A 24,720-nucleotide genomic window follows, 5' to 3' on the forward strand; every position below is an offset into this window, starting at 1 on the left:
GGCTGAAAGAGCCCAAAATACCTGCACTTGAACAAAGCCAATGGGCCTTGAAGCCCTGGCTTTCGGCTTTGTTCTTTACGCATGAAAATAGGGAAAAACAGAACCCAGGAGGGACTTGCATTGGAACACACCTGTGGCCGGAAGCAAAAAACACAGACAAAAAATAGGGAAAAAAAGCCCGCCTTGGAACACTTCTATGGCCTGAGCCGCCCGGAGCTGCTCACCATTACCGAGGGAAAGAAGACCTGGCAGGGGGCGGATCAGCTCTGGTACGCCGACGAGTGGAAGCAAAAGGCGGGTTGCGGCCCCACCGCCGCCTCGGTGATGGCAAGCTACCTGGCCCAGACCCGCCCGTCCTGTGCCGCCCTCTATCCGTCCGGGAGCCAGGCGAAGGCCGATTTCACCGCCCTGATGGGGGAGCTCTGGCAGTACGTCACCCCCGGCAAGCGCGGGGTCAACCGCCCCCGCCTCTTCGCTAAGGGCTTTCACACCTTTGGGTCGGCCAAGGGGGTGGAGCTCCCCCTGCGGGAGCTGGATATCCCCCGCTTCAAGCTGGCCCGGCCCACGGCGGACCAGTGCGCCGCCTTTCTGCGCTCCGCCCTCTCTACCGACGCCCCGGTGGCCTGGATGAACCTCCACCGCGGGGAAGTGGAGCACCTGGACAACTGGCACTGGGTCACCATCATTGCCCTGGAGGAGCGCTCCGACGGCGCCCTGCTGTGCACCTTTTTGGACAGCGGGAAGGAGCTTACCGCCGACTTCCGGCTCTGGTTCCAGACCACCAAGCTGGGGGGCGGCCTGGTGAGCGTGGGGGAGACCCCATGAGGGCTTTTCTCTCCGCCCACTGGAGCGTCCTGGCCCTGTGGGTCATCTTCGCCAGCGTCATTGACTTCGCCCTCATGGGCCTGGATAAGGGAAAGGCCCGCCGGGATGACTGGCGCATCCCCGAGCGGATCCTGTGGGCCTTTGCCCTGCTGGGGGGCGGCCCGGGAGGCTTTCTGGGGATGCGCTGCTTCCGCCACAAAACCCGGCACTGGTATTTTCGGTACGGCTTCCCCCTGCTGGCCCTCCTGGACTTGGCGCTGCTGGTGTGGCTGGCCCCCCTGTGGAGCCGCCTGTAGCCCCGATGGAATCAAAAAAGGACGCCGGCGGCGTCCTTTTTTGATGGAGGGCGGGCCCTTTGGGGAGGGGGCCGCACTTGAGAAAAGAGGGGCCGGTTTCAGCCCCTCTAAAAAGTTATTCACATTGTCAACAAAGTTATCAACAGGTGTGGAAAGCCGCGCTCCGCCGGCGGGACAGGGGCGGCGGCTCCTTTCTGGCTGTGGATCCGGCACAGGCGCCGGAAGCGCGCTGCTGGCCGTCCATTACGGGAACAGGGCCTCAGCCATCTGCATGGCCCCCTTGTGATCCCATTCATAGCGCTCCAAAGTATCCGCCCCCACACCGCAGAAATAGAAGCCATACGCGGCCCGGCCCCGGTCGCTGGTGGGGTCGAAATAGAGCCACTGGCCGTCGATGCGAGCCAAATCCCACATATGGTTCTCTCCGCCCATCTTGCCGCTGACGGTGACACAGGGGATGCCCGCCTGGGCCAAGAGGGATTGGAAGGCCTGGGCGTACCCGCCGCAGATGGCCAGTTGATCGTGGAGCGCCCCGTAGGCGGTTGTGGAATCATAGGGCATCTCGCCGGGCGTGCCGTAATAGCGGAAGTCGTAGCGCACATGCTCCGTCAGATGGGTATACAGGGCCTCCGCCTGCTCCGCCTGGGACATATCCGCGGTGACGGTTTGACCATAAATCCGCTCCGCCAGGGTCTGAATCTCCGCCAGACGCGCCAGGGCCGCTTCCCGGGTCAGGCCGCCCTGGGGCGTGACGGTGATGGCAGTCCCGTCCCGGTTGAGCTGGCAGAGCAGGTAGCCCCCGCCCACCTGTTGGAGGGCCCGGTTCATATCGTCCACCGCCAGGCTGGGATCGGTCAGGCGGATGGGGATGCTCTCCTGGTCCAGCCCCTCCTGGGCGATTTGCAGCAGGCCGGCCAGAGAGGCGGCTTCCGCCCCCTGAAATCCGTCTGGGTAATCGCCGGTGCGGTAGGGCATATAGGATATGGTGCATTGCAGCAGCCCATCTGCGCCAATCTCTGCGGTCAGATCATAGGCATACTTGTACGCCGGATGGTCCGACAAAATCCCGTAGTAGAGATTCTTGACGGCAGTGGGCAAGTCCTCCACCGCCAGGCCGGACACATCGAAGGCGGGGGGCTGCACCACCGCCGCGATGGCCTGGGTCAGCGCTTCCTGAAGTTCCTCCAGGCTGGAGACAGCGGGGGTCTCCGGCTGGGTGGGGGAGACTGGGCCGGCCTCCTCCTGCCAGGCCAGCCCCAGGTTCTGCCGGATGACGGTCCGCAGCGCCGTCATATCCGGGTCAGCCCAGAAAAAGCGCAGCTTTTCCTCCGCCACCGTGTTTCCCTGTGGCTCACCGCCCAGGACAAAAACGGCAAAGGTGTCGGCAATGTCCTCATGGAAGTAGTTGGCCCCGTAGCGGCTGACATAGCGGGTGGGGTTCTGGTCGTAGTCGTCCACGCCGGTGTCCCCCAGAGAGGCCCAAAAGGCGTCATAAAACGCCTTGCGGAAGGAGCCAGCAACAAAGCCGGCCGGATCGTGGGTGCTGCTGCCCACAGTCAGATCCACCTGGGTCTCGTCCTCCAGCAGGACGTGTCCGTACTCGTGGAGGATGGTGTAGGTCAGCTTGCTCCAGTCCCGCTTCTCCCCGTTCTCGTCATATACGTCGTAGTAGTCGATGCTGAGGGAGAACCGGGTGTTGTCCGTGACGCCGTCGGCCTCCATGGGGGAGGTGTAGGCCAGTACATTGCTGGTCCCATCGGTAAACAGGTTGAATTCCGCGATTTTCTGCCGGGCCTCCTGGGGGAGGATGGCGCACAGATAGTCCCATACAAGCTGATCCTCCGGGTCTGTGACGCTGGCCTGTCCGCCGCTCACCGGGTAGGAGGCGAGCACGTTGGTGAGGCCCACAGAGTAATTGCCTACCGTGACCAGGCAGCCCACCTCGCCGGTGGAGAGGGTGATGTATTTGCTGTAGACCGGGTCGGCCCAGCTGGTCTGCCCGTCCTCCTCCGCAGTGGGGGCGCCGTACATGGCCGCAATCAGGGCCCGCACCTCCGCCTCTGTGCAGCCCGTCTCCTCCGGGCGGATCTCGATGCGATCCAGGAAGCCGTTGCGGTACTGGTAGTAGGTATTCATGGGCGTCTGGCCGTCGAACCAGCGCATGGAGTAGCGGTAGGTTTCATATACATCCGTCCACTCGTTCCAGGAGACCTCCCAGGTGTCCGTCAGCTCCCCCGCCGCGCCGATGTAGGCCTCGGTCTCGGCCCGGGAGCTGCTGAAATAGATCACGTTCTGCGGGGTCTGGCGGTAGGTATAGCCCTCCCCCTGGGCCCGGGCCAGCTCCCGGTAGGAGGCGGTCTCAGGGGCGCAGATCTCCCGCGCCGCCGCCAGGGCGGTCTCCGCCGCCGAGGCGATGGCGTACTGGTCCAGCTGATCCGCGGTGTCCGCCGCCGAGTGGTACAGATAGCCCTGACCATCCTGCATCAGCAGGACGGAGGGGATGCCGGCCAGCTGGAGGGAGGCGTGGTCGCTGGCGGTCTCCGCCCGCCGCTCCAGACTCGGGTCCTTCTCCTGGAGCAGATCGCTGACCCAGTTGGCCTCGCCGTCCATGGTGCACACCAGCGTCCCGCTGGCGCCCAGGCCGCCCAGCATATCAAACTGGATGGCCCCGATCATCCGCCCCGTCTCCTCCTCCGTCAGGGAGTCGGTATAGGCCCGGGATCCGTTTTTGCCGTTCTCCTCGTCGGTGAAGCTGATGAAACGGAGCTCCGTATCGCTCTCCACATCCTTCAGCGCCTCCGCCGCGTAGAGCAGAGCCGCCGTGCCGGAGGCGTTATCATTGGCCCCGTAGGCGGTGGGCACGCTGTCGTGGTGGGCGGACAGGATCAAAATATCCGCGTCGGGGGAGGGGGCAGCCTTCACCGCAATCACATTGCTTCCGGTCCGGCCCTGGCTGTCGGTACAGGGCTGGAGGGTGACTGCGTACCCCATTCCCTCCAGCCGCTCCTTTAGGTATTGGGCGGCGTCCGCCTCTCCCTGGGAGCCGATGGGCCGGGGGGAGGCGGTGAGGGCCGCTAAATCCGCCCCCAGGCCGGTGAGATCCGAGAGGGAAGCGGCCCGCTCCAGCATCACCAGGGCCTCCGCCACCGGGATGCCGCCGTTGGGCGCCAGGACCCCGGAACCCCGACCGCCCATCACGCCCGCCTGGAGGCTCCAAAGCACGGCGGTTCTGGCCCAGGCCTCCACAGCGTCCACGTCCTGAAATTGGCTGATGTTCTGTACAGCCGCGCCGGGAGACCCCGCCCGCCGCCAGAGAATGGCGGCGAACTCCTGGCGGGTGACGGAGCGGGAGGGCTCATAGGTTCCGTTCCCCACGCCGGTGAGATAGCCCTGTTCTGCCGCCCAGGTCACCGCGCCGGCATAGACGCCGGACACGTCAGAGAAGGGGCAGACTTCTGAGACCGGGGGACGTCCCGCCGCTTCATAGAGCAGCTGGGCCGCCATGCCCCGGGTCACGATTGTACTCGGCGCGGCCAGGAATTCCTGGCTGACAGCCTGTTCCCGTCCCCAGGACAGGGCCTCCTCCGCCCAGGCGGGCCAGGGGTCTGACGGCGTGGCGGAAGAGGGGAGAACCAACAGGGCCAGGCCAAGCAGGAAAGCAGAGATTCGTTTCATCAAGCCACCTCATCCTCTTACAATGTCAGCGTGGATTTGCCGGCCCTGTTGGAACCGCGGCGCGGGGGGCCGGTATCAACAAGGCTTTTCCTATAGACGGCGCATGGGGGGAAAAGTTTTCCCCGTCTTTGACCGGAGCGCATACAGCCGCGCAATTCTTTCCACAGCCGCCGAAATCGGCGGTTGTGGGAAGCATTCAATCATTGATGCAATGGGTCCTCACGCGGCGGCATGGATATGCCGCCGCAGGAAGTGCAAGAGTTTTGGGCGGTTTCAGTTCAAAACCCTTGCACTTGAACAAATCCAATGGGCCTTAAGCGCTTTCGCTTTCAAGGCTTACGGCTTTGTTCAGTACGCATGACATGATGTCGGTTGGCGGCTCATTTGTGGTAAAGTGACAACCAGCAGAGGGGCGGTCAAAATCCATCGCCGCTGGACACATCGCCAATTTTCAAACAAGCCCTAATTGCTCGCTCTTTTTTCCTGCAACATCTTGACACCGCCAGGGCGGTACGACGGTTTGACTTTTTGTTTACGGTATGATAAGATACAAAAAAGCAGGGGAGGTGGCCGCCATGCGGGAGCTGACCGAAAAACAGCGGGTGATTCTGGACTATATCGTCTCCTTCCAGCGGGACTGCGGCTATCCCCCCTCGGTGCGGGAGATCGCGGAGCATTTGGGCCTCCACTCTCCCTCCACCGTTCACTTCCACCTCAAGGGACTGGAGGCGGCGGGCCTCATCATCAAGGCCCCTGGGAAGACTCGGGCCATCACTGTGGCCGATGACTTCCTCTGGGAGGAGGCGCTCCCCCGGGACCGGGTACCCATCTTGGGAGACGTGGCTGCCGGGGCCCCCATTCTGGCAGAGGAGCACATCGAGGACTACCTGACCTTCGACACCGGGAACCGGCAGGGGGAGTATTTCGCCCTGCGGGTCCGGGGGGAGTCCATGCTGGGGGCGGGGATTCTGCCCGGGGACCTGGTGGTGGTCCATCAGCAGGAGAGTTTTATCAACGGAGACATTGTAGTGGCCCTCTTCGAGGACGAGGCCACGGTGAAGACCCTCCGGAGAAAGGACGGCCACATCTGGCTCCTGCCGGAGAACCCGGAGTTCCAGCCCATCAACGGAGACTGCGCCCGGCTGCTGGGAAAGGTGGTGGCGGTGGTCCGCCAGTATTCCTGACGCCGGAACCCATCGTGACAAAACGACGGCCCGGACCGCGCATTGCGCGGGTCCGGGCCCTTTCTCTGCCCTACAGCCGGTTTTGCTCCCCCCAGCCGCACATCTCGTCCAGAATGGGGATCAGGGACTGCCCCCGCTCCGTCTGGCTGTACTCCACCTTGGGGGGAATCTGGGGGTACTCCTCCCGGTGGACCAGCTGGTCGGCCCCCCAGCTCCTTGAGGGTGGCGCTGAGGGTCTTGTAGAAGATCTTTCTGATATACCGCTTTATCTTGTTGAAGCGGACCGCCCCGAAGCGGGCCAGGGTGTAGAGCACGGTCATCTTGTACTTTTCGTTGATGAGAGACAGGGTATGGCTGAACCCGGTGGCGTTCAGATGCTCCCTCTGATGGAGCACCTGCGCTGGAAGAACCTGGGCCATGTGCTGGCCGGAGGCAACGGCGAGCCAGAGATCCGGAAGGCCTACGATATGGGAAACTCCATTGCGTAATCTGACACCAACCTAGGGCTTGTTTGAAAAATGTCAACATACCCAATCAGCGGGTCTTTTGCCCCCTGGACGGCGCAATTTTTCCTTGAAATCCGCCAGGATTCCTGCGAAAAAATTGCTTGCCAGCGGCTCAAAATCCCTCGCTGCTGGACACATCGCCAATTTTCAAACAAGCCCTAGATGCCAGACGGCTCCACCAACCTGGCCACGGTCTCCTGGTGGATCTACCTCTCCTATCACCCCAACATGACTGCCTACGCCATGGCCAAGACCTCCTACAGCGGGGAGCTGGTACGGGGCAATAAAAAGGTCGTTCTCACCATCCCCGGCACGGCCATTGTCGAGGCCGTCATGGGCTGCGGCAGCACCACGGGTCGGGACACCGGCAAGGGCGCCCAGCTCCGGCCGGCGAAATAACCGCATATACCGCCCCATAAAAAGCCCCCCCGGCGGCGCCCAATGTCATTAAATGAGCGGAGGAACAGCCCTCCGCTCATTTAATTGTCTTCTTATTATAACTGCAAATCATTAAAATTGCGCTGTGTATAATAATGGCCGAAATATATTGACAACGAATACAAAACGGAATACAATGAATCTGGAAGTTGGCCATAGTAGCCCAGGGCTTCCCGTAATGTGACACATACAGAGAGTTTCAGAATTTTTATTGTTTTTAAGAAATGTGTTCGGCTTGCCGTCATATTGATGAGTGACTGACAAACGTGCACGACAACAGACTTATCCGCCGAAAGGTGGTCTGTTTGTCGTGCGCGGTTTTTTCTGTATTTTTCGGTGATATCCGCGTTGCGTGGCAGGCGAGCGCAAGCAAGTCGGAATATCAAGAGTTGGAGCCTGCGTCATAAAAGGAGTAAAAACAATGAGAAATCGTCACACTCTGAGCATTTTAGTTACTATTTGGCTGATGGTCAACACCTACGACCCGTTTTATCGCAAGGTGTGGGTCAATATCGAAGCCGACAACATCAACGCCGACAGCGCAGAGGCGTCCTATCACGTTGCACACGCCGTTTCGAGTGCTGTCTACGAGGCGATGTTATTCGTCCTTACTAATCGTAACGGCGGAGGTGCTGTCTCCACGCTCGATGTTGAAGTCCGCGCTGAAGCCAGTACCCACACTGCAACACTGACACGTGCCGTGTTTCCGATGGAGACAGCGGCAGAAGTAGACCCGGAGCCTGCGCCTATCGAAACATATTCCTTCGAAATCGAGCGGTACATCGACCACTGTATGGACGCCATGCGCGCGGACACTGCGGAGATGTTGAAAGCCCTCGCCGCCTCCCATTTCGCGGACACCGACGGAGGGGAGGGCAACAGCTATGCGGTCACTCGCCGAAGCGTTACGGAGGAGCCTTGACCGCGCGACCCAGCAGGGAGAGGCCCTTTGCCTCTCCCTGGGCCATGCGGCCCGGAGCCAGAAGCTACCGCCCGCCGCTTTAATTCGTTTCCTTATCGCGGCAGAGGGCGGCTCGCTGGCAAAGGAGCTTCACCGCGCTAAGATCGACGCGACCCCTGCGGCTATCACACAGCGCCGCGCACAGATCCCGCCCGAAGTGTTCCGGGAAGTCTTTACGCGCTTCAACGCCTCAAGCGTGTATGGACGGCCCCAGAGCGGCTATAAAGGCTACCGCGTCCTCGCCGGGGATGGGACGGCTATCAATATGGCGCGTAACCCCAATGCCCCCAGCTATGTCTGCAACAACAGAGCGCCCCAGACGGTTATAACCAACTACACCTCAACCCGCTTTTCGACCTCTACGAGCGCACTTTCTTTGACGCTGTTATCCAGCCCACCCCCCAGAAAGACGAGCCGGGCGCACTGGTTCAAATGCTCCAGCGCAACACCTTTGACCGTAAGACGATTATCGTTCTTGACCGTGGATATGAGAGCTACAATGTCATAGCGCACCTGATGAACACTCCCAATGTCGATTTTGTCATTCGGGTGAAGCAGAACCATTCTGCCATGCGGGAAATTGCCCGCTTGCCGATGGTGGAATTGGACTGCGACATCGGTTTTACCATCTCCACCACACAGACAAACGAGGACAAGCGCAACCGGCACATTTACTTGCCTGTCCCCAAAAAGAGTAAGCCCGGTTCCACCACCCGCCGCGCCCGGTGGGACTTCCCCAGCCCCTACCCCATGCGCTTCCGTATCGTCCGCTTCCAGCTTGAAACGGGCAGTTTTGAAACACTGGCGACCTCTCTTCCGCGTTCCTTTACGATTGACGACCTAAAGGAAATATATAGAAGTAGATGGCGGGTGGAGAGTTGCTTCAGGGATACCAAGTACAGCGTGGGACTTGTCAACCTTCACGGGAAGCGGGACGCTTTCGTAGAGCAGGAGATATATGCGGCCATGATAGCGTTCAACTTTACCAGCCGTATTGTCAATGAGGTTGTTGTCCGGCAGCCGAAGAACGGCATATATGCTTACGCCGTCAACTTCAAGATGGCGGTGACGCTCTGCAAGGAATTTCTTAATGACCCGACTATGACCGGGGAACAAATCATGCGGGAAATATCCCGCCACACCATTCCTCTCCGCCCCGGACGGCAGGATGAGCGAAAACTCCGGGCAAAAGGATTTGGATGGTTCACCTACCGCGTTGCGGCATAAAAGGCAAATTTCAAAAAACGGGGGGCGGCGGTCTATTCCACCGCCCCCTGTTCGTATGTTTTTTTTAAAAAGCCCGAAATCAGCCTTGAAAGGGCCGATTTTTCAAAAAAAGGAGTGCAGGATAATTTAACGGGCAAAAGTTATTGACACCCCTGACAGGCTTGCAAAAAATATCAACATCTTCAAGGAACGTCTGTCAAAAAGGAGAGAAATCAAGAAATTTTCTGACATTTTAAGTTCTCACAAGTCCGGTCAGCGAGTAAAAAACAAAGCTGTTTTCGGTTTGCTTGAAATGCACCACCCCGCTTTTTTGGTGATTATCACCACAAACCGCCCCATTAAATTTAGAAATCAACAAGCCTTTGGAATGTATCAAAAATTCCCCAAAATTCTAAAAGAGTGATACAAGAGGAAAAAGCACAACAAGTATCGCAACCGGGCGAAAAAATAGCGTCTTTATCTTTTTCACACAGTATGGTATAGTAAAAATCGACGACGGCGCAGAGAAAGGTGGTAACTGATAATGGCACGTAAGAAAGTTAGCGAAACCGTGACTGAAAATCTTTTCCGTGAGTTTTACGGTGCGGATACATTTATAGAGAAGTCTGCTATTCCGTCGGCCTATGGCTTTACATCAAAAAAGGGTACGTCTTATAGTGGCTATCCCGATTTTTTCTGTGACTGTGGTGATTATTGTATTGTAGTTGAAGCAAAGGCAACAAATCATGCGGCAGCGCAAGAGGAAGTACAATATTATATGATAAACAATAAGATACACAAGGATATTATTGGGATTAGTGTATCTGGACAGTCGCAGGATGATATTCTTGTGACCTACTATTTGAAGCTTGCAGGAATGACTGAAATAAAGACATTCCCACAAGAAAACACTCTGCTTTCCATTTCTGCAATCAAAAAGCAGTATGGTAAAATAAAATATGGTGAAAGTGTCACAACTGAAGCCCTTATAACCGTATTAAAGGACTTAAACAAACGTTTTAATGACAATAACAAGGTTCGTGATACTGACCGCAGCTTATTCTTTTCCGGACTGATGATTGCCTTAAAAAACAACAATTTCAGAAGCACATACAAGAGTATTCAGGCCCCATCTAAACAAGAGGTTGCTACAACAAAAGCAACTGTGCTCGAAGCACATAATCTCAATAAAGCTATCCTTGAAGCAATAACAACTGAACTTGAGAGCAAAATCAATAGTCTATCTAAAGAGTTTAGTTGGCGCGACAAGTTCTCATTTATCAAGAATATTGACTATGCACTTGATGAATACAAGAAAATCATAGAAATTATCGAAGAGAAGATATTCTATCCCTTTCAGAACGAAGAAAAGCAGGATATTTTAGGGCGTGCATATAAAATTTTTCTGTCCCGTGCTGGGAAAGTAGATAATAAAAATATCATTCTGACACCTGACCATATCAAGGAACTTATGGTTCGTTTAGCGCGCCTGTCAGTTGATGATGTAGTGTTAGATACTTGTGCAGGCTCTGGTGGGTTCCTTATGGAAGCTATGGAAACAATGATTGCCCTTGCAAAAGGAAATCAGGAGACAATTACAAAAATTAAAGAGAAGCAGCTTATTGGGTTTGAGATCGACTCTGTCCTTTTTGCCCTTGCGTGTTCTAATATGTTTCTACATGGCGATGGTAGAACTAATTTATTATATAGAAGCAGTCTACTTGATGAAACGCAGGGCGGTATTGTCAACAATAGCGATAAAGAACTTCTTGAATATATACGAGGAATGAAGCCGACAAGGGTTATTATTAATCCGCCGTATGAAAACAACAATCCCATCAAATTTACAATTCAAGCTTTGAATTACCTTGAGCCTGGTGGAAAACTTGTAATTATTATGCCTACACCTACCTTAACCCATAATCAAGGGGGATTGACAGAAAAAGTTTTGTCGATAGCAAAGCTGGAGTATGTCATCAAAATGCCAAACAAGCTATTTTCGGAACAAAAGCGGACTGTGAATACATCAATTTTTGGTTTTACAAAAACTCCGCATATTCAATCCGATGATGTTCTGTTTTATAATCTGGATGATGATGGCTTTGTAAGCATTCAACATAAAGGTCGGATTGACAAAAATGGAACATGGCCAGAAATCGAAGATACAATTTTTGATGCCATTTCCAATTCAAAAGACATACCTGGAGTATGTCAGAAGAAAAAAATATATAAAGATGGTGTCCTAAACTGTGCAGGTGTGCAAAAGCGCCGTAATAGCAACTATGAAATGGTAAAAGTCAGCACATTATTCCATATAACTAAAGGGACGCTTGCAAGCGAAAGCAACGTAGAAGGTGATTATCCTTTTGTAACAGCAGGCGAAGAATGGAAAACGCATACAGAATATGCGCTTGATACAGAGGCGATTGTATATGCAGTTAGTGCGTCGGGTTCTTTAGGGCGTAGCCACTATGTCAATGGAAAATTTATTGCGAGCAATCTATGTCTTGTCTTGACAAGTAAACATGATCCCAAGTACCCGATTGACCTAAAATTTTATAATTGTTATTTTGCTTCAATAAGAAAACAAATTGTTTCTGACTTAGCCGATGGAACATCAAAGCTGACCATATCACCAGATATGTTCAAGGATTATTATATTGACTATATCCCATATAAGGAGCAACAAGCCTTTGTAAAAACGAAGTTGAAAGACTTTTTGACACTTCAAGAGAAATACAAAAAGGCACAGGAACAACTATCACAGGATATAGCCGCTTTGTCTGATTGAGCCTTATCGTCTGGATTGCATTTATTTTCAATTTCCTCTGAATAGAAACGCCTGTTAGATAGCAAAAAAACGCCCCGGTCACTTCCAAATTGGACGTGACCGGGGCGTTTTTTTCATGCCCCGCGCGGGGCTAATTTAATGACATTGCGGCACCGCCGGGGGGCTTTTCATCCATAGAGCCTGTTTGCCCTATCCGATCAATAGAACCAGGGGGAGAGGTCGCCAAAGGGCCAGAAGAAGTCGTATCCGCCGCTGTTCTGCTGCTCCTGCTGCTGAGTCTCCTGCTGCTGCTGTTCCAGGACCTCCTCCTGAGCGGCCCGGCGCTCTGGGGTGTCCTCGTCAAAGGTGAGGGTCAGGGTCAGGGAGGCCCCGTCCCGCTCCACCTCCATGGTGACGGTGTCGCCGGCCTGATAATTTTTCTTCTGCTCAATGAGCTCGGCGGAGGAGACCACTGTGGTGCCGTTCAGGGCGGTGATGATATCCCCCTCCTGGAGGCCGGCGGCGGCGGCGCAGGAGGCGGGGTCCACGCTCTCTACCAGAGCCCCCTGGCTGATGCCGTAGCGCTCCGCCACCGTCTGGGGCACGGTGCTCACGGTGATGCCCAGGTAGGGCTTGCCGGTGACATAGCCGTTTTCCATGATGTCGGCCACCATGTCCTTGACGTCATTGATGGGGATGGCGAAGCCCAGGCCCTCGATGGTGGCGGAGCTGGAGCTGCTGCCGGAGAGCTTGGCCGAGGTAATGCCGATGACCTGGCCGTACATATCAAAGAGGGGCCCGCCGGAGTTGCCGGAGTTGATGGCCGTGTCGGTCTGGAGCATGTTCATGACCTCGCCGTTTTCCATGGTGATGGAGCGGTCCCGGGCGGAGATAATGCCCTGAGTCATGGAGTAGGTCAGCTCACCCAGGGGGTTGCCGATGGCCACCACCTGCTCGCCCACCCGGACATTATCGGAGTCCCCGATGATGACGGGGGTGAGACCGGTGGCGTTGATTTTCAGCACGGCGATGTCGTTTTCCTCCTCGCCGCCCACCAGCTCGGCGTCATAGGTGGTGCCGTCCACAAAGGCAACCTGGATGCTGTTGGCGTCCTCAATGACGTGGTAGTTGGTGAGGATGTAGCCGTCCTGGGTGATGACAAAGCCAGAGCCGGCGGCGGCGGAGGAGACGGGCTGGCCCCAGCCGTTGGTGGTGACGATTTCGGTGGTGATGCCCACGGTGGAACCCACATAGGCGGCGTAGATCTCCGGGGCGGTGAGCAGTTCACTGCCGGTGATGTTGGCCACGCTGACGGTGGTGGGGGTCCGGGTTCCCTCGTAGATGGTGGTGCTTCCGCGGTCCAGAGCGCCGGTGGCGATGGCCACGCCGCCGCCCCCCACCATGCCGCCCACCAGGGCGCACACCAGGCACAGGGCGGCCACCTTGGCGCCGCCGCCCTTCTTCTGCCGCCGGGGCGGATCGTCCACGGGACGGCCGGTGGTCTCGATGGGGTTCTCCCAGGGCTCATGGCCTCTGCTGTCGTTGCTGTAATACATCAAAATCGCTCCTTTACGCGGGAATGTATCCTTTTTTGTTTTCATGAACAGGATACCGGATATTTATGACGATTTCATGAAGAAAGACGAAAGGATTTTTAAACGAACCTCGGATATTTTTTGAACAGAAGAATTTTCTGCGCACCAGCGGACTCAGTCCTCCGGCGGGGTCTGGTCCGGACGGTCCGCCAGCAGGGCGGCGGTATCCCGGACGGCCAGGCTCAAATCGGCGGCCAGGCCGTGGAAGATGCCCGAACGGCAGACATTCCACACCACCAGGCAGAGGATGGGCCCCAGGATCATGCCCAGCACGCCTCCCAGCTGCATCCCCACATACATGCTGATGAGGGAGAGAATGGGGGAGAGTCCCGTCTGGCTGCCCACGAACTTGGGCTCGGCCACCCGGCGGAAGACGCAGACCACCCCCCACACCGCCATGAGCCCCAGGGCGTGGAACCAGTTCCCGGTGATGAGGTCCACCACCGCCCAGGGTACCATGATGGTGCCTGAGCCGATGATGGGGATGAAGTCCAGCACCGCCAGGGCCAGGGCCAGCAGCACAGCGTAGGGCTGACCCAGGAGGAAAAAGCCCACCAGAAGGATGAAGAAGACCACAATGGAGATGAGGATTTCCGCCCGGACATAGCCGGCAAAGGCCCCCAGGGCGGTGTTCCTGACATGGGAAAAGAAGTTCCGGGCCCCCTGAGGGAGCCGGTCGGTGAGGAGGAAGCGGTAGTGGGGGTAGTCCGCAGTGATGAAATAGGTGCCCAGAATAAAGACGATGAGGGCCACCACAAAGGAGGGGATGCTCATGGCGAAGTTACCGGCCCAGTTGCCCAGGATGGGCATGGCGTCTCCCGCCCAGGCGCTCACCGCCTCCCAGAGGCGCTCCAGAATTCCGTCCACATAGGTGGTAATTTCCTCCGGGAGGTAGGCCAGCACCTGATCCAGCCAGGCCCCCACGGCGGTGACGGCGCTCTGAAGGGAGTGCCAGATCACCTCCCAGTTGTTCAGCAGGGAGCTGATCTCCGTAAAGAGGCTTTGGCTCAGGGCGAAAAAGATGCCACCCACGGCGGCGAAGGCCAGCAGAATGAGCAGCAGGGAGAGAAAGCCCCGGGGGAGCCCCAGCCGTTTCTGGAGCAGCCGCACCAGGGGGTTGAGCAGCCAGGACACCACCAGGGCCAGGACAAAGGGCATGAAGAGGCTCAGCAGCGGAGGGACAAGATAGCGGAAAAACAGCACGATGAGCACGGCAAGCACCAGGCGGATGCCTATGCGCATCCACAGCCTTCCCCGGTCCCGCCAGGATAATTCTCCTTGTTCCACCTTTGGCACATCCTTTCGATGGGTATGGTCTGAGGATCCAGCCCATTATAGCAGGTTTTCCACCGCACATATCAAAAATTTGTAAACTGTGGAGAACCGCGTGGGAGAGGCCCCCTCACTCCCGGACAAAATAGGCGATCCCAGTGGCGCCGGGCCCGATGTGGGTGCCCACCACCGAGCCGATGTCGCCCTCCACAATCTGCATCCCAGGGATGCGCGTGGAGAAGTAGGCCTCGCACTCGGCCATGGCCTCTGGGGCGTCGGAGTTGCCGAAGGACACCGGCAGGGCCGTGTCCACCGGCTCCTCGGCAATGCGCTTTTCCATCCACTGGTAGGCGGCCTTCCGGCCCCGGGACTTGCCGGCGGCCTCCACCACTCCGTTTCGGATGTTCAAAATGGGGGTGATGCCCAGCATTCCGCCCACCATGGCGGTGGCCGCCGAGATGCGTCCCCCCATTTTCAGATACTTGAGGGTCTCAGCCACGGCATAGAACCGCAGCCGCCGGGTGAGCCGCTCCAGGGTCTCATAGATCTCCCGGCCCCCCATTCCCCAGCCCCGGAGGAGGCAGGCCGTCTCCACCATCAGGCCCAGGCCGAAGGTGACGGTGGTGGAGTCCAGCACAAAAATACCCTCTCCCTCCACCATGTCCCGGGCGATGACCGCCGACTGGCAGGTGCCCGAGAGCTGGGAGGCGATGAAGAGCCCCACCACCTCGTCCCCCCGGTCCACATGGGCCTGGAACCGGCGGGCGAACTCCTCCGGGTTCACCTGGGAGGTGGTGGGCAGGGTCTCAGCCTGCCGCAGCTTGGCGTAAAACTCCCGGTTGGTGAGGTCCACCCCGTCCCGGTAGGTCTCATGGCCGAAGTGGACCGACAGGGGGACCACCTCAATGTCCAGCTCTACCTGCCGCTGGGGCGGGATGTCGCAGGTGCTGTCTGTCATAATGCGTACCATAAACTTGCCTTCCTTTCCGGCCTTCCAAGGACGGCGGGAGCCGCCCCCTGGCTGTTTTCTCTCAAAGACAGGGGCATTGTATCCGCCCCTGGGGCCCCTTGTCAAGCACAATTTTAAACCCCGAAGAAATTTGTCAGAAAAAAGCAAAACCGCCTGCCGGAGCAGACGGTTTTCTTTCCAGATGGGAGCGCGGCTCAGGCCAGCTTGTTGAGCTTAATGGTCATGGCGCTCTTTTTGTTGGCCGCGTTGTTGCGGTGCAGCAGGCCCTTGGCGGCGGCCTTGTCAATGGCCTTCACAGTGGCCTTGTAGACGACATCGGCCTCGCTGCGGTTGCCTTCGGCCACCACGGCGTCAAACTTCTTGATCTGGGTCTTCAGCGCAGACTTGGCCGCCTTGTTTCTGGCCGCCTTGGCCTCGTTGACCAGCACGCGCTTCTTGGCAGACTTGATATTCGGCAAACCAAACACCTCCTCCGATGATTGCTCACAGTGTCACGGGTTCTGCCCGTGCAGGTAACTATTCTACCAGAACGCCGGATAAAATGCAACTATTTCTTTGAGACTTTTTGCGATTTTTGTATAGGAGCCCTGCCGGACGCAAAAAATAGGGACTGCAAGGCAGAAGGACCACCACATCTTGAGAGAAAGGGCGGGAGAAACCATGCTGAAACGGCGGACGGATCTGGCGGTGGAGGCCCGGGAGCTCACCCGGCAGGGGGCCGGCGTCACCGAGCTGGAGGGGGTCCGGGCCCGGGAGGAGACCCGGGAGGGCTTCCCGGTGACCCGGGTGGAGGTGCTCAGTCAGGCCGGGGCGGAGGCCCTGGGCAAGCCGGTGGGCACCTATGTCACCCTGGACTTCGCCGCCCTGGCGGACCGGGCGGAGGGGGTCTTTCCCCGGGCGGTCCGGGCTCTGGCGGCAGAGCTGGGCCTTTTCTTAAAGGAGGTGCCCCCTTCGGCCCCGGCCCTGGTGGTGGGCCTGGGGAACCGGGCCATCACCCCGGACGCCGTGGGCCCCAAGGCGGCCGACCACACCCTGGTGACCCGCCACCTGGTGGAGCAGGCGCCGGAGCACTTCGGGGGCTTTCGGCCGGTGGCGGCTCTGGCGGCGGGGGTTCTGGGCACCACGGGGGTGGAGAGCGGTGAGCTGGCCGGGGCGGTGGCCGGAAAGGTCCGGCCCGGCTGCGTCATCGCCGTGGACGCCCTGGCCTCCCGGAGCCTCCACCGGGTCTGTACCACAGTGCAGCTCTCGGACACAGGCATCGTCCCCGGATCGGGGGTGGGCAACCACCGGTATGCCCTGAACCGGGAGACCATGGGGGCGCCGGTCATCGCCATTGGGGTCCCCACAGTAGTGGACGGGGCCACCCTGGCCCTGGACATTCTGGAGGAGGCCGGCCGGACCGGCCTGGACCCGGCGGCCCTTCGGGGGGCGGGGGGGAGCCTCATGGTCACCCCGCGGGACATCGACCAGCGGGTGAAGGACATGGCCAAGGTCATCGGCTACGGCGTCAACCTGGCCCTCCACCCGGACCTCACCCTGGAGGACGTGGAGCTCCTCCTCTCCTGACCCGGCTTGCAGGCCCGCCGCCTGGAGGTCCACACTTTTGCCGGGTGGGCAGCGCACAAGGATTCCAGTCTCTAGGGCTTGTTTGAAAAATGTCAACATGCCCAACCGGCGGGGCTTTTGCCCCCTGGACGGCGCAATTTTTCCTTGAAATCCGCCAGGATTCCTGCGAAAAAATTGCTTGCCAGCCGCCCAAAATCCCTCGCTGCCGGACACATCGCCAATTTTCAAACAAGCCCTAAGAGTTTTCCACATCGCTGTAGATAAAGTGGCTTCTGTAATAGTACTGTAGGATATTATAGTCCTCCACCAGGGCCTGTCCCTCGGGGGAGAGGGACCCGGTGAGGGTCCCGTTTTCCACATAGAGGCCGGTGGGGGTGTTGATAACGGGGACCCGGTCCATCACCTGCTGTGTGGCCTGCATAAAGGCCGGACCCTCCCAGCCGCAGAGCCGGAAGACCTGGTTCATCAGGAAGTTGGGGCTCAGGGCCGGGCCCTCTCCGGTGAAGTCCTGCCCCAGGACCTCCTTGGCGGCGTCGTTGGCCCAGATGAGGTAGCGGGTGCCGTAGTAGTTGAAAAAGCCCTCCTGGGTGGAGAGGTCCAGGTTCAGGCCCATAGCCTCATAGACCGAGTTGCCGTCCCCCATCCAGGGCATGTGGTCCCCAAAGAGGAGGAGAACCACCGGCTCATCGTCGGTCCGAAGGTAGTCGGTGAGCGCCTTGAGGTGCTGGTTGGTGTTGTAGATGGAGCCGAAGTAGTTGTCCAGGATGTACTGCTGCGCCTCGGTGTAGGCGCCGTTGTCCGCCACATAGTCTCCCTTTTCTCCCCACCAGCAGACATCATCGTTGTAGGGGCCATGGCCCTGGTAGGTCACAGAGAAGCTGAAATAGGGCTGGTCCGGCGTCTCGGCGGCCTGGTAGGTCTTCAGCAGCTCCGGGAAAAAGATGTCGTCCAGGGCCACGCCGCCGCCGCTCATGGGGGAGAAGTAGTTTTCCACAAAGTAGTAGTCCTCAAAGCCCAGGCTCTCGTTGACATTGAGCCGGTTGTAGAACCACTCATAGCAGGGGTGCATCCCCTCCACCCGATAGCCCTGGGAGCGGAAGTACCAGGCGTAGGAGTTGGTCCGGGCCCGGAAGTTCACCAGGTTGGAGAAGCCGGTGAGGAAGCAGCGCTCGGTGTTGATGGTCCCTCCGGCGAAGATGTTGGTCACCAGGTCCCCGGAATAGCCCTCGGCCTCCAGGTTGTGCCAGACCTCATAGACGTCTGCTGCCAGCTCCGGGACCCCCAGCCGGGAGAAGTCGCTGTAGGCCTCCAGCATGATGCCGATGATGTTGACCTTTTCCTCCTCCGGGATATCCGCGTCGGAATAGGCGGAGAGGATGGCCTCGGCCCGGTCGGCGCTGTAGTTTTCCGGCGGCGTCTCGATGGCCTCGGAGATGCTGTGGAGGAAGGGGTAGAGGAAGCCCCGAGCGATATACTGCTGGGTAGCGGACCAGATGTTGTTGAGCCGGGCGTAGTAGGCGGTGCGCTGGTTATAGAGGTCGCTGTCCAGCATCACCGGGTAGAGGAGGGTGCAGGCGGTGACCCCCGCCAGGGCGCAGATTCCCCGGCCCCGGCCCCGGGGCCGCCCCCGGACCAGGAAATGGAGAAACAGAACTCCGAAGACCCAGCAGGCGATCATCAGCCCCAGCTTCCAGTCCAGGAAGAGGTGGTATTTGCCGGCCATATCCCCGGCCTCCTTGAGCAGCAGGAGGTCGGCGAACATCAGGGGATCGTTGCGGAACATCAGCTTGTAGTAGTTTCCGGTGGACAGGCCGAAAACCAGGGCGGCTGTGACGCCGAAGGAGAGCTGGGCCCGGCCTGTGAGCCCGTAGAGCAGCAGGAGCAGGGCCAGCACCGGCAGGAGGTTGAGGACAAAGATCAGGGGGCACTCGAAGTAGCCGAAGATCAGGCGCATGGCGTAGTGCCCTGTGGCAAGCATCAGGGAAATCAGACAGACGCCTACCCCAGAGGTAAGGAGCACTCCCAGGTTCCAGATCCAGAAGAGGGCCTTTTTGGCCGGGGACCAGGCAGGGCTGGCGGTTTTTTGGAAGAGAAAAAATTGTCTCATAGCGCGCTTCTTTCTGGGTCCGGGGGCCGGGCCCCCGGGGAAATTTCTCTTGTGGGGTCCGGCATCCTGCCGGGGGGCGTCTGGACGGATTCCATCCGAATCCTGGTGTGGGAGGGAACCCTCCCGGGGTTTGCGGCTCCCGCCGCAGCCTGTTCCCCTTTCAGGGGAGCAAGAAGGAGGCGGCGGGAGCCGCAAAGCCCTTCCGGCGGGACGCCGGACCCCCCAAGGGCTTGTTTGAAAATTGGCGATGTGTCCGGCAGCGAGGGATTTTGGGCGGCTGGCAAGCAATTTTTTCGCAGAAATCCTGGCGGATTGCAAGGAAAACTTGCGCCGTCCAGGGGGCAAAAGCCCCGCCGGTTGGGCATGTTGACATGTTTCAAACAAGCCCTAGCCCCCGGCGGGTGGAACCCGCCTCCAATCAGAACGCCACGCGCTCCGCGAGATAGTCCCGCAGCCCGGCGATAGGGATGCGCACCTGCTCCATGGTGTCCCGCTCCCGGACGGTGACGCAGTTGTCAGCCGGATTCTCCCCGTCGCCCACGGTCTGGAAGTCCACCGTGACGCAGTAGGGGGTGCCGATCTCGTCCTGGCGGCGGTAACGCTTGCCAATGCTTCCGGCATCGTCGTAGTCCACCATGAAGTCCTTGACCAGCTGCGCCTGAATCTCCCGGGCCTTGTCCCCCAGCTTCTTGGACAGGGGCAGCACGGCGCACTTGTAGGGGGCCAGGGCGGGGTGAAGCCGCAGGACGGTGCGGACGTCGTTCTTCTCGGTGTCCACTACCTCTTCGTCGTAGGCGTCCACCAGGAAGGCCAGCGTCACCCGGTCGGCTCCCAGGGAAGGCTCGATTACATAAGGGATATAGTGCTCATTTTTCTCCTGATCGTAATAAGTCATATCCTTTCCGGAGGTATTCTGGTGAGCGGTGAGGTCGAAGTTGGTGCGGCTGGCCACCCCCCACAGCTCCCCCCAGCCAAAGGGGAAGACAAACTCAAAGTCGGTGGTGGCATTGGAGTAGTGGCTAAGCTCCTCAGGCTCGTGGTCCCGCAGGCGCAGGTTCTCGTCCTTCATGCCCAGGCTCAGCAGCCACTTGTGGCAGAAGTCCTTCCAGTAGGCGAACCACTCCAGCTCGGTGCCGGGCTGGCAGAAGAACTCCAGTTCCATCTGCTCGAACTCCCGGGTGCGGAAGGTGAAGTTGCCGGGGGTAATCTCGTTGCGGAAGCTCTTGCCCACCTGGCAGACCCCGAAGGGCAGCTTCCTTCTGGTGGTGCGCTGGACGTTCTGGAAGTTAACGAAGATGCCCTGGGCGGTCTCAGGCCGGAGGTAGACGGTGTTCTTGGCGTCCTCGGTGACCCCCTGGAAGGTTTTGAACATCAGGTTGAACTGCCGGATGTCGGTCCAGTTGTGCTTGCCGCAGGAGGGGCAGCAGATGTTGTGGGCTTCGATGAACTCTTTCATCTGGGCCTGGCTCATGGCGTCCACGCTGTGGCCCAGGTCAAAGCTGTGCGCTTGGCACCAGTCCTCGATGAGCTTGTCGGCCCGGAAGCGCTCCTTACACTCCTTACAGTCCATCAGGGGGTCGGAGAAGCCCCCCACATGGCCGGAGGCCACCCAGACCTGAGGGTTCATGAGGATGGCGGCGTCCAGACCCACGTTGTAGGGGTTCTCCTGGACAAACTTCTTCCACCAGGCCTTTTTCACGTTGTTCTTGAGCTCCACCCCCAGGGGGCCGTAGTCCCAGGTGTTGGCCAGCCCGCCGTAGATCTCGCTGCCGGCGAAAATGAAGCCCCGGCCCTTGCACAGGGCCACGATCTGTTCCATGGTCTTTTCAGTGTTTTTCATGGGAAGACACTCCTTAATATATTTTATCATGCGCGGGTAAAAAACGCCCTGAGCCGGAAACGGCTCAGGGCGAACTGTCACAAGTCCGTGGTGCCACCTGAATTCGGAGCGAAGCCGCTCCGCGCTCTGGACCCGGTAACGGCGGGGGACCGGCGGGGCATTTCCTCCCTGCGGCTTCCGGGCGCCTTCTCCGCCGCCCGCCGGAAGCCTTGCACTCTCCGGCTCCTCTCTGCATTCAGGGCGGCCGGGTACTCCTCCCGGTCATGGCCTTTTGCTGTGCCCTGTATTCTATCACGGGACTTCTTTGGAGTCAAGGGCGATTTCTGGCAGATGGCGGCTCCCTGCGGTCCTTGCGGCAAAATTGTCAACATGGTGTGGAAAATTCGACGGTTCCTGCCGGGATACGGTGGAGAACACGGCCAATCTGGACTACTCGGCGTCCTGAAGGGCCGCGACGCCCTCCTCTCCGGTGCGGACCTTGACCACGTTTTCCACATCGCAGACAAAAATCTTGCCGTCGCCGATGCTGCCGGTGTAGAGTATCTTGCGGACAGCGGCCACCACGTCGGCCACCGGGACGGCGGGGACATAGTCCGCGTCATTCTCCTCCCTGAGCACCGCCGCTTGTCTCAGAAAACCGGCCGGCTGTCCCAAAGGGGTGGACAGCCGGCCCGGTTTTTTGGTAGAATGGGGAAAAACACAGAAGAGGAGGACGCGAGATGCGGCTGCGGCTTATGGCGGGGCTTTTGGCCCTGGTTTTGCTCACAGGATGTGGAGAGAGGAGGGGCTCCCTGCTCCCCCAGGGCGGGGACGGGGAGGTGGACCTGGAGGAGGCCCAGGACGAGCTGGAGATCCAGCTGGGCCTGCTCTCTGGGGAGCTCACCCAGGAGGAGTACCAGGAGGCGCTGGATATCTGGCTCACCATCAAGCCCATCCGGGACCAGCGCCTGGAGCAGGGGGAGTGGGACAAGAGCGACTACGAGCGGCGGCTGTGGCGGCGGCTGACGAATCTCCTGGACCAGTACACCGTCAAGTACCTGGGGGGCGACGCCGAGGGCTTCGGCTACCAGAGCCCCCCAGAACAGACCCTGGCAGTCTATACCATCTCCTCCGGCGGTCTTCTGACCCCGGAGGAGGCGCAGACCTCTCCCGGCGGCGGCTGGACCGAAGAGCAGCTCCTGGCCCTGTGGGAGGACATGAACACCGTCCTGCCGGAGGGGGCCTTTGACGACTTCGACCGGCTGACCTTCTTCACCGACGGCCCTGGGGAGACGGTGGCCTGGGTGTGGATGACCGACCAGGAGGGGGCGCGCTGGGAGATCGCCCTGGACCCGGAGGACGCCGGGGACCGGGCCTACTTTGTGGAGACCGTCCTCCACGAGTACGGTCACTACCTGACCCTCAACAGCTCCCAGGCGGACTACACCCGGGAGCAGACTCTGGACACCTATAATGAGTATGGCATGGTCACCCGGCCGGGGTCCTACCTGGACGACTTCTACCAGACCTTCTGGACGGGTTACTTGGACCAGTGCATGGCCTGTGAGGACACCTTAAACTTCTTCCTGCGGTTCTATGACGACTTCATTGACCCCTACGCCTCCACCGACCCCTCGGAGGACATCTGTGAGTCCTTCACCTACTTCGTCCTCCGGCCCCGGGACCCCTACGCCTATCAGGACGTCTGGAGCCAGAAGCTGGACTTCTTCTACAATTATCCCGAGCTGGTGGAGTTCCGCACCGCCGTCCGGGGCAACCTGGGCCTGGCCCAAGGGGACACCTACGAGTCCAGCTGGGATGCCGGGGAGGAGGAGGCCGCCTGATCAAAGGGACCAATCAGAAAGCCGCGTCTTGTCAAAACACCGGGGATATGGGGAATGCAATCGACTGGATCGGTCAATGCTGGTATAGCTTTAAAATTTGTACAATATATGAATCCAGCAGATCAGCGATCTCTTTTGGAGATTGCTTCATTCCGCTGTTGATCCATGTGGCAAGAACGCCGCCCCCACCGAAGCTCAGAAAGGCCCGGAGCAGGGTGAGCTCTTCAGCTGAAAGCGTCGGACCAGGAACTTCAAGAGATGATATTTTTTATATGCAGCGGTCGATACTTTTACTTTGATGATATGTGCCTGCATGGTTGGAAAAAAACGTAATATTGGTTAATTTTGGTCCTTATATCAGAGATGGTTGTCTCAATGGCCTCCCGCAGGCCTTTTTCGATGTAAATTTCAGCCATAGAATGTGTGGAACTGTCAAGGAGCTCGTCTACCGTCTTTTCATACAAATCATACACATCCTGATAATATTTATAGAAGGTGACCCGGTTAATTTCTGCCTTTTTACAGATTTGTGTGACTGATATTTTGTCGAGCGGATAGGCGCCAAGCAAATCCAAAAAACTATCCTTTATCATTTTCTTTGTGACCCTGATGCGCGTGTCAGTTGACATCAATTTTCCTCCTCACGTTTAGGGCTTGTTTGAAAATTGGCGATGTGTCCAGCAGGGAGGGATTTTGGGCCTCTGGCAAGCAATTTTGACCCAGGAATCCTGGCGGATTTCAAGGAAAAATTGCGCCGTCCAGGGGGCAAAAGACCCGCCGGTTGGGCATGTTGACATGTTTCAAACAAGCCCTAAATATCGGAAAAAAGGGGCCCGTAGATTGGAAAATCTACGGGCCTCGGAAGCCTCGAAAATACTGAGGTTTTGCCCTCAATATCTTTTTTAGACTCCTCTTTTGGAGCTGGAAACGTGACTTGAACACGCGACCGCTGGTTGCTGGTAAGGATACATCATCGAAGGTGTACTTGCGCCCAAAGGCATCCGTCAAAATCCAGAAATTATAGGTTGAATTTCTCCTATTTCGGCGTATAATAAAGTCAGAAGGAGGGTGATCGTATGATGATCAATTCTAATACTCTGGTGTCCATCACAGAGGCCAACCAGAATTTTTCCAAAGTGGCCCGTCTTGTGGACAAGCAGGGTTCCGCCGTTATCCTGAAAAACAATGTGCCCCGGTATCTTGTGGTGGAGTTCAGCCAAGTGGAGCAGATGCAGGCGGCTGAGGATGAGGATGTCATGCAGATCTCAAAACGACTCATACAGCAAAACCGGGCGGCCTATGAGGAGCTGGCCAAATGAAGATTTTAAGCAAGCGCCAAATCTTGCTGCTCCATCAGCATCTGGTGGATGAGACCGGCGGAAGTCCGGGGCTGCGGGATGAGGGGCTTCTGGACTCCGCCCTCAACGCACCATTTCAGGCGTTCGGCGACACCAGCGCCTACCCTTCCCTCCAGCAGAAGGCCGCCCGGCTCTGTTACGGTCTGGTAAAGAATCATCCGTTCGTAGACGGCAACAAGCGGATCGGCGCCCACGCCATGCTGGTTTTTCTGGCGGTCAACGGCCTGGAACTATCGTATACCCAGCAAGAGTTAGAAACCGTATTCACAAATGGGGAAAGAAGTAGTAGAATGTGGATATGAAAAAAGAAAAGAAACGCAAGGCGTAC

At 58.2% G+C, this 24,720-nt stretch carries 21 protein-coding genes and 2 pseudogenes; 12 read left to right on the forward strand and 11 right to left on the reverse strand.

Annotated elements, in window-relative coordinates:
- The first annotated feature begins 183 nt into the window (after positions 1-183).
- Together Q0K09_RS01335 and Q0K09_RS01340 are read left to right on the forward strand one after the other, a co-directional pair.
- Positions 184-825 carry a hypothetical protein gene (locus tag Q0K09_RS01335; RefSeq protein WP_294471952.1) on the forward strand — a complete coding sequence of 214 codons (642 nt, stop codon included), beginning with the start codon at positions 184-186 and terminating at the stop codon, positions 823-825.
- Positions 822-1,121, forward strand: coding sequence for a DUF1294 domain-containing protein (locus Q0K09_RS01340; RefSeq protein WP_294471955.1), 300 nt, complete (start codon positions 822-824; stop codon positions 1,119-1,121). The genes Q0K09_RS01335 and Q0K09_RS01340 overlap by 4 nt, the downstream gene beginning before the upstream one ends.
- 243 nt (positions 1,122-1,364) lie before the next feature.
- Here Q0K09_RS01340 and Q0K09_RS01345 read toward each other — a convergent pair whose 3' ends face one another.
- Positions 1,365-4,796, reverse strand: coding sequence for a M20/M25/M40 family metallo-hydrolase (locus Q0K09_RS01345; protein WP_294471958.1), 3,432 nt, complete (start codon positions 4,794-4,796; stop codon positions 1,365-1,367).
- Positions 4,797-5,371: 575 nt separating this feature from the next.
- On the opposite strand from Q0K09_RS01345, the gene lexA reads away from it, so the two are divergent.
- A complete protein-coding gene (gene lexA / locus Q0K09_RS01350) occupies positions 5,372-5,980 on the forward strand; it encodes a transcriptional repressor LexA (RefSeq protein WP_294471960.1) in 609 nt (202 codons plus the stop codon).
- Between the two features lie 70 nt (positions 5,981-6,050).
- On the opposite strand, the pseudogene Q0K09_RS01355 reads toward lexA, so the two are convergent.
- Positions 6,051-6,375 (reverse strand): annotated as a pseudogene (locus tag Q0K09_RS01355) (winged helix-turn-helix transcriptional regulator).
- Here Q0K09_RS01355 and Q0K09_RS01360 point away from each other — a divergent pair.
- The 5 genes from Q0K09_RS01360 (at position 6,331) to Q0K09_RS01380 (ending at position 11,882) form a co-directional block, all read left to right on the forward strand.
- A complete protein-coding gene (locus Q0K09_RS01360; RefSeq protein ID WP_294472003.1) occupies positions 6,331-6,468 on the forward strand; it encodes a hypothetical protein in 138 nt (45 codons plus the stop codon). The pseudogene Q0K09_RS01355 and the gene Q0K09_RS01360 overlap by 45 nt on opposite strands.
- Before the next feature lie 180 nt (positions 6,469-6,648).
- Positions 6,649-6,885, forward strand: coding sequence for a flavin reductase (locus Q0K09_RS01365; protein WP_294471965.1), 237 nt, complete (start codon positions 6,649-6,651; stop codon positions 6,883-6,885).
- A 460-nt stretch (positions 6,886-7,345) separates the two neighbouring features.
- Positions 7,346-7,846: a hypothetical protein gene (locus tag Q0K09_RS01370; protein ID WP_294471968.1), complete on the forward strand. Its 501-nt coding sequence runs from the start codon at positions 7,346-7,348 to the stop codon at positions 7,844-7,846.
- A 336-nt stretch (positions 7,847-8,182) separates the two neighbouring features.
- A complete protein-coding gene (locus Q0K09_RS01375) occupies positions 8,183-9,112 on the forward strand; it encodes a transposase (protein WP_294472001.1) in 930 nt (309 codons plus the stop codon).
- A gap of 523 nt (positions 9,113-9,635) precedes the next feature.
- On the forward strand, positions 9,636-11,882 hold the full coding sequence (locus Q0K09_RS01380; RefSeq protein ID WP_294471971.1) for an N-6 DNA methylase: 2,247 nt from the start codon (positions 9,636-9,638) through the stop codon (positions 11,880-11,882).
- A 197-nt stretch (positions 11,883-12,079) separates the two neighbouring features.
- Here Q0K09_RS01380 and Q0K09_RS01385 read toward each other — a convergent pair whose 3' ends face one another.
- The 4 genes from Q0K09_RS01385 to rpsT form a co-directional block, all read right to left on the reverse strand.
- On the reverse strand, positions 12,080-13,417 hold the full coding sequence (locus Q0K09_RS01385; protein ID WP_294471975.1) for a trypsin-like peptidase domain-containing protein: 1,338 nt from the start codon (positions 13,415-13,417) through the stop codon (positions 12,080-12,082).
- A 153-nt stretch (positions 13,418-13,570) separates the two neighbouring features.
- Positions 13,571-14,698, reverse strand: a complete 1,128-nt coding sequence (ytvI, locus tag Q0K09_RS01390) for a sporulation integral membrane protein YtvI (RefSeq protein WP_294471980.1) — start codon at positions 14,696-14,698, stop codon at positions 13,571-13,573.
- Between the two features lie 160 nt (positions 14,699-14,858).
- Positions 14,859-15,698: a DegV family protein gene (locus Q0K09_RS01395; protein ID WP_294471982.1), complete on the reverse strand. Its 840-nt coding sequence runs from the start codon at positions 15,696-15,698 to the stop codon at positions 14,859-14,861.
- Positions 15,699-15,892: 194 nt separating this feature from the next.
- The gene (gene rpsT, locus Q0K09_RS01400; RefSeq protein WP_294471984.1) at positions 15,893-16,156 is read right to left on the reverse strand and encodes a 30S ribosomal protein S20; all 264 of its coding nucleotides are present in this window, start codon (positions 16,154-16,156) and stop codon (positions 15,893-15,895) included.
- A 202-nt stretch (positions 16,157-16,358) separates the two neighbouring features.
- On the opposite strand from rpsT, the gene gpr reads away from it, so the two are divergent.
- Complete coding sequence (gpr, locus tag Q0K09_RS01405; protein WP_294471985.1) at positions 16,359-17,264, forward strand: GPR endopeptidase; 906 nt, start codon at positions 16,359-16,361, stop codon at positions 17,262-17,264.
- A gap of 235 nt (positions 17,265-17,499) precedes the next feature.
- On the opposite strand, the gene Q0K09_RS01410 is transcribed toward gpr, so the two are convergent.
- From Q0K09_RS01410 to Q0K09_RS01420, 3 genes and pseudogenes are all read right to left on the reverse strand, one after another.
- Positions 17,500-19,371, reverse strand: a complete 1,872-nt coding sequence (locus tag Q0K09_RS01410) for an LTA synthase family protein (RefSeq protein ID WP_294471987.1) — start codon at positions 19,369-19,371, stop codon at positions 17,500-17,502.
- Between the two features lie 418 nt (positions 19,372-19,789).
- Positions 19,790-21,211: a glycine--tRNA ligase gene (locus Q0K09_RS01415; RefSeq protein ID WP_294471989.1), complete on the reverse strand. Its 1,422-nt coding sequence runs from the start codon at positions 21,209-21,211 to the stop codon at positions 19,790-19,792.
- Between the two features lie 429 nt (positions 21,212-21,640).
- Positions 21,641-21,790: pseudogene (locus Q0K09_RS01420) on the reverse strand (P-II family nitrogen regulator); the annotation flags it as partial.
- A 140-nt stretch (positions 21,791-21,930) separates the two neighbouring features.
- On the opposite strand from Q0K09_RS01420, the gene Q0K09_RS01425 reads away from it, so the two are divergent.
- The gene (locus Q0K09_RS01425; RefSeq protein ID WP_294471991.1) at positions 21,931-23,034 is read left to right on the forward strand and encodes a hypothetical protein; all 1,104 of its coding nucleotides are present in this window, start codon (positions 21,931-21,933) and stop codon (positions 23,032-23,034) included.
- Between the two features lie 73 nt (positions 23,035-23,107).
- Here the strand turns inward: Q0K09_RS01425 and Q0K09_RS10705 are convergent, their stop codons facing one another.
- Both Q0K09_RS10705 and Q0K09_RS01430 read right to left on the reverse strand, forming a co-directional pair.
- The gene (locus Q0K09_RS10705; protein WP_365931140.1) at positions 23,108-23,299 is read right to left on the reverse strand and encodes a TetR-like C-terminal domain-containing protein; all 192 of its coding nucleotides are present in this window, start codon (positions 23,297-23,299) and stop codon (positions 23,108-23,110) included.
- Between the two features lie 25 nt (positions 23,300-23,324).
- Positions 23,325-23,663, reverse strand: coding sequence for a hypothetical protein (locus tag Q0K09_RS01430; protein ID WP_294471993.1), 339 nt, complete (start codon positions 23,661-23,663; stop codon positions 23,325-23,327).
- A gap of 447 nt (positions 23,664-24,110) precedes the next feature.
- On the opposite strand from Q0K09_RS01430, the gene Q0K09_RS01435 reads away from it, so the two are divergent.
- Together Q0K09_RS01435 and Q0K09_RS01440 are read left to right on the forward strand one after the other, a co-directional pair.
- Positions 24,111-24,353, forward strand: a complete 243-nt coding sequence (locus tag Q0K09_RS01435) for a type II toxin-antitoxin system Phd/YefM family antitoxin (RefSeq protein ID WP_294471995.1) — start codon at positions 24,111-24,113, stop codon at positions 24,351-24,353.
- Positions 24,350-24,694: a type II toxin-antitoxin system death-on-curing family toxin gene (locus Q0K09_RS01440; RefSeq protein ID WP_294471997.1), complete on the forward strand. Its 345-nt coding sequence runs from the start codon at positions 24,350-24,352 to the stop codon at positions 24,692-24,694. The genes Q0K09_RS01435 and Q0K09_RS01440 overlap by 4 nt, the downstream gene beginning before the upstream one ends.
- Positions 24,695-24,720 lie beyond the last annotated feature (26 nt).

Source organism: uncultured Intestinimonas sp. (assembly GCF_944387725.1).
Taxonomy (GTDB): domain Bacteria; phylum Bacillota; class Clostridia; order Oscillospirales; family Oscillospiraceae; genus Intestinimonas.

Coding starts and splice junctions, on each gene's coding strand:
- Q0K09_RS01345 (WP_294471958.1), bottom strand. CDS start 4,796: ATGAAACGAATCTCTGCTTTCCTGCTTGGCCTGGCCCTGTTGGTTCTC.
- ytvI (WP_294471980.1), bottom strand. CDS start 14,698: ATGCGCATAGGCATCCGCCTGGTGCTTGCCGTGCTCATCGTGCTGTTT.
- Q0K09_RS01435 (WP_294471995.1), top strand. CDS start 24,111: ATGATGATCAATTCTAATACTCTGGTGTCCATCACAGAGGCCAACCAG.
- Q0K09_RS01380 (WP_294471971.1), top strand. CDS start 9,636: ATGGCACGTAAGAAAGTTAGCGAAACCGTGACTGAAAATCTTTTCCGT.
- Q0K09_RS01410 (WP_294471987.1), bottom strand. CDS start 19,371: ATGAGACAATTTTTTCTCTTCCAAAAAACCGCCAGCCCTGCCTGGTCC.
- Q0K09_RS01425 (WP_294471991.1), top strand. CDS start 21,931: ATGCGGCTGCGGCTTATGGCGGGGCTTTTGGCCCTGGTTTTGCTCACA.
- Q0K09_RS01385 (WP_294471975.1), bottom strand. CDS start 13,417: ATGTATTACAGCAACGACAGCAGAGGCCATGAGCCCTGGGAGAACCCC.
- Q0K09_RS01340 (WP_294471955.1), top strand. CDS start 822: ATGAGGGCTTTTCTCTCCGCCCACTGGAGCGTCCTGGCCCTGTGGGTC.
- gpr (WP_294471985.1), top strand. CDS start 16,359: ATGCTGAAACGGCGGACGGATCTGGCGGTGGAGGCCCGGGAGCTCACC.
- Q0K09_RS01395 (WP_294471982.1), bottom strand. CDS start 15,698: ATGGTACGCATTATGACAGACAGCACCTGCGACATCCCGCCCCAGCGG.
- Q0K09_RS01370 (WP_294471968.1), top strand. CDS start 7,346: ATGAGAAATCGTCACACTCTGAGCATTTTAGTTACTATTTGGCTGATG.
- Q0K09_RS01430 (WP_294471993.1), bottom strand. CDS start 23,663: ATGTCAACTGACACGCGCATCAGGGTCACAAAGAAAATGATAAAGGAT.
- Q0K09_RS01360 (WP_294472003.1), top strand. CDS start 6,331: ATGGCTGAACCCGGTGGCGTTCAGATGCTCCCTCTGATGGAGCACCTG.
- Q0K09_RS01415 (WP_294471989.1), bottom strand. CDS start 21,211: ATGAAAAACACTGAAAAGACCATGGAACAGATCGTGGCCCTGTGCAAG.
- lexA (WP_294471960.1), top strand. CDS start 5,372: ATGCGGGAGCTGACCGAAAAACAGCGGGTGATTCTGGACTATATCGTC.
- Q0K09_RS01440 (WP_294471997.1), top strand. CDS start 24,350: ATGAAGATTTTAAGCAAGCGCCAAATCTTGCTGCTCCATCAGCATCTG.
- Q0K09_RS01365 (WP_294471965.1), top strand. CDS start 6,649: ATGCCAGACGGCTCCACCAACCTGGCCACGGTCTCCTGGTGGATCTAC.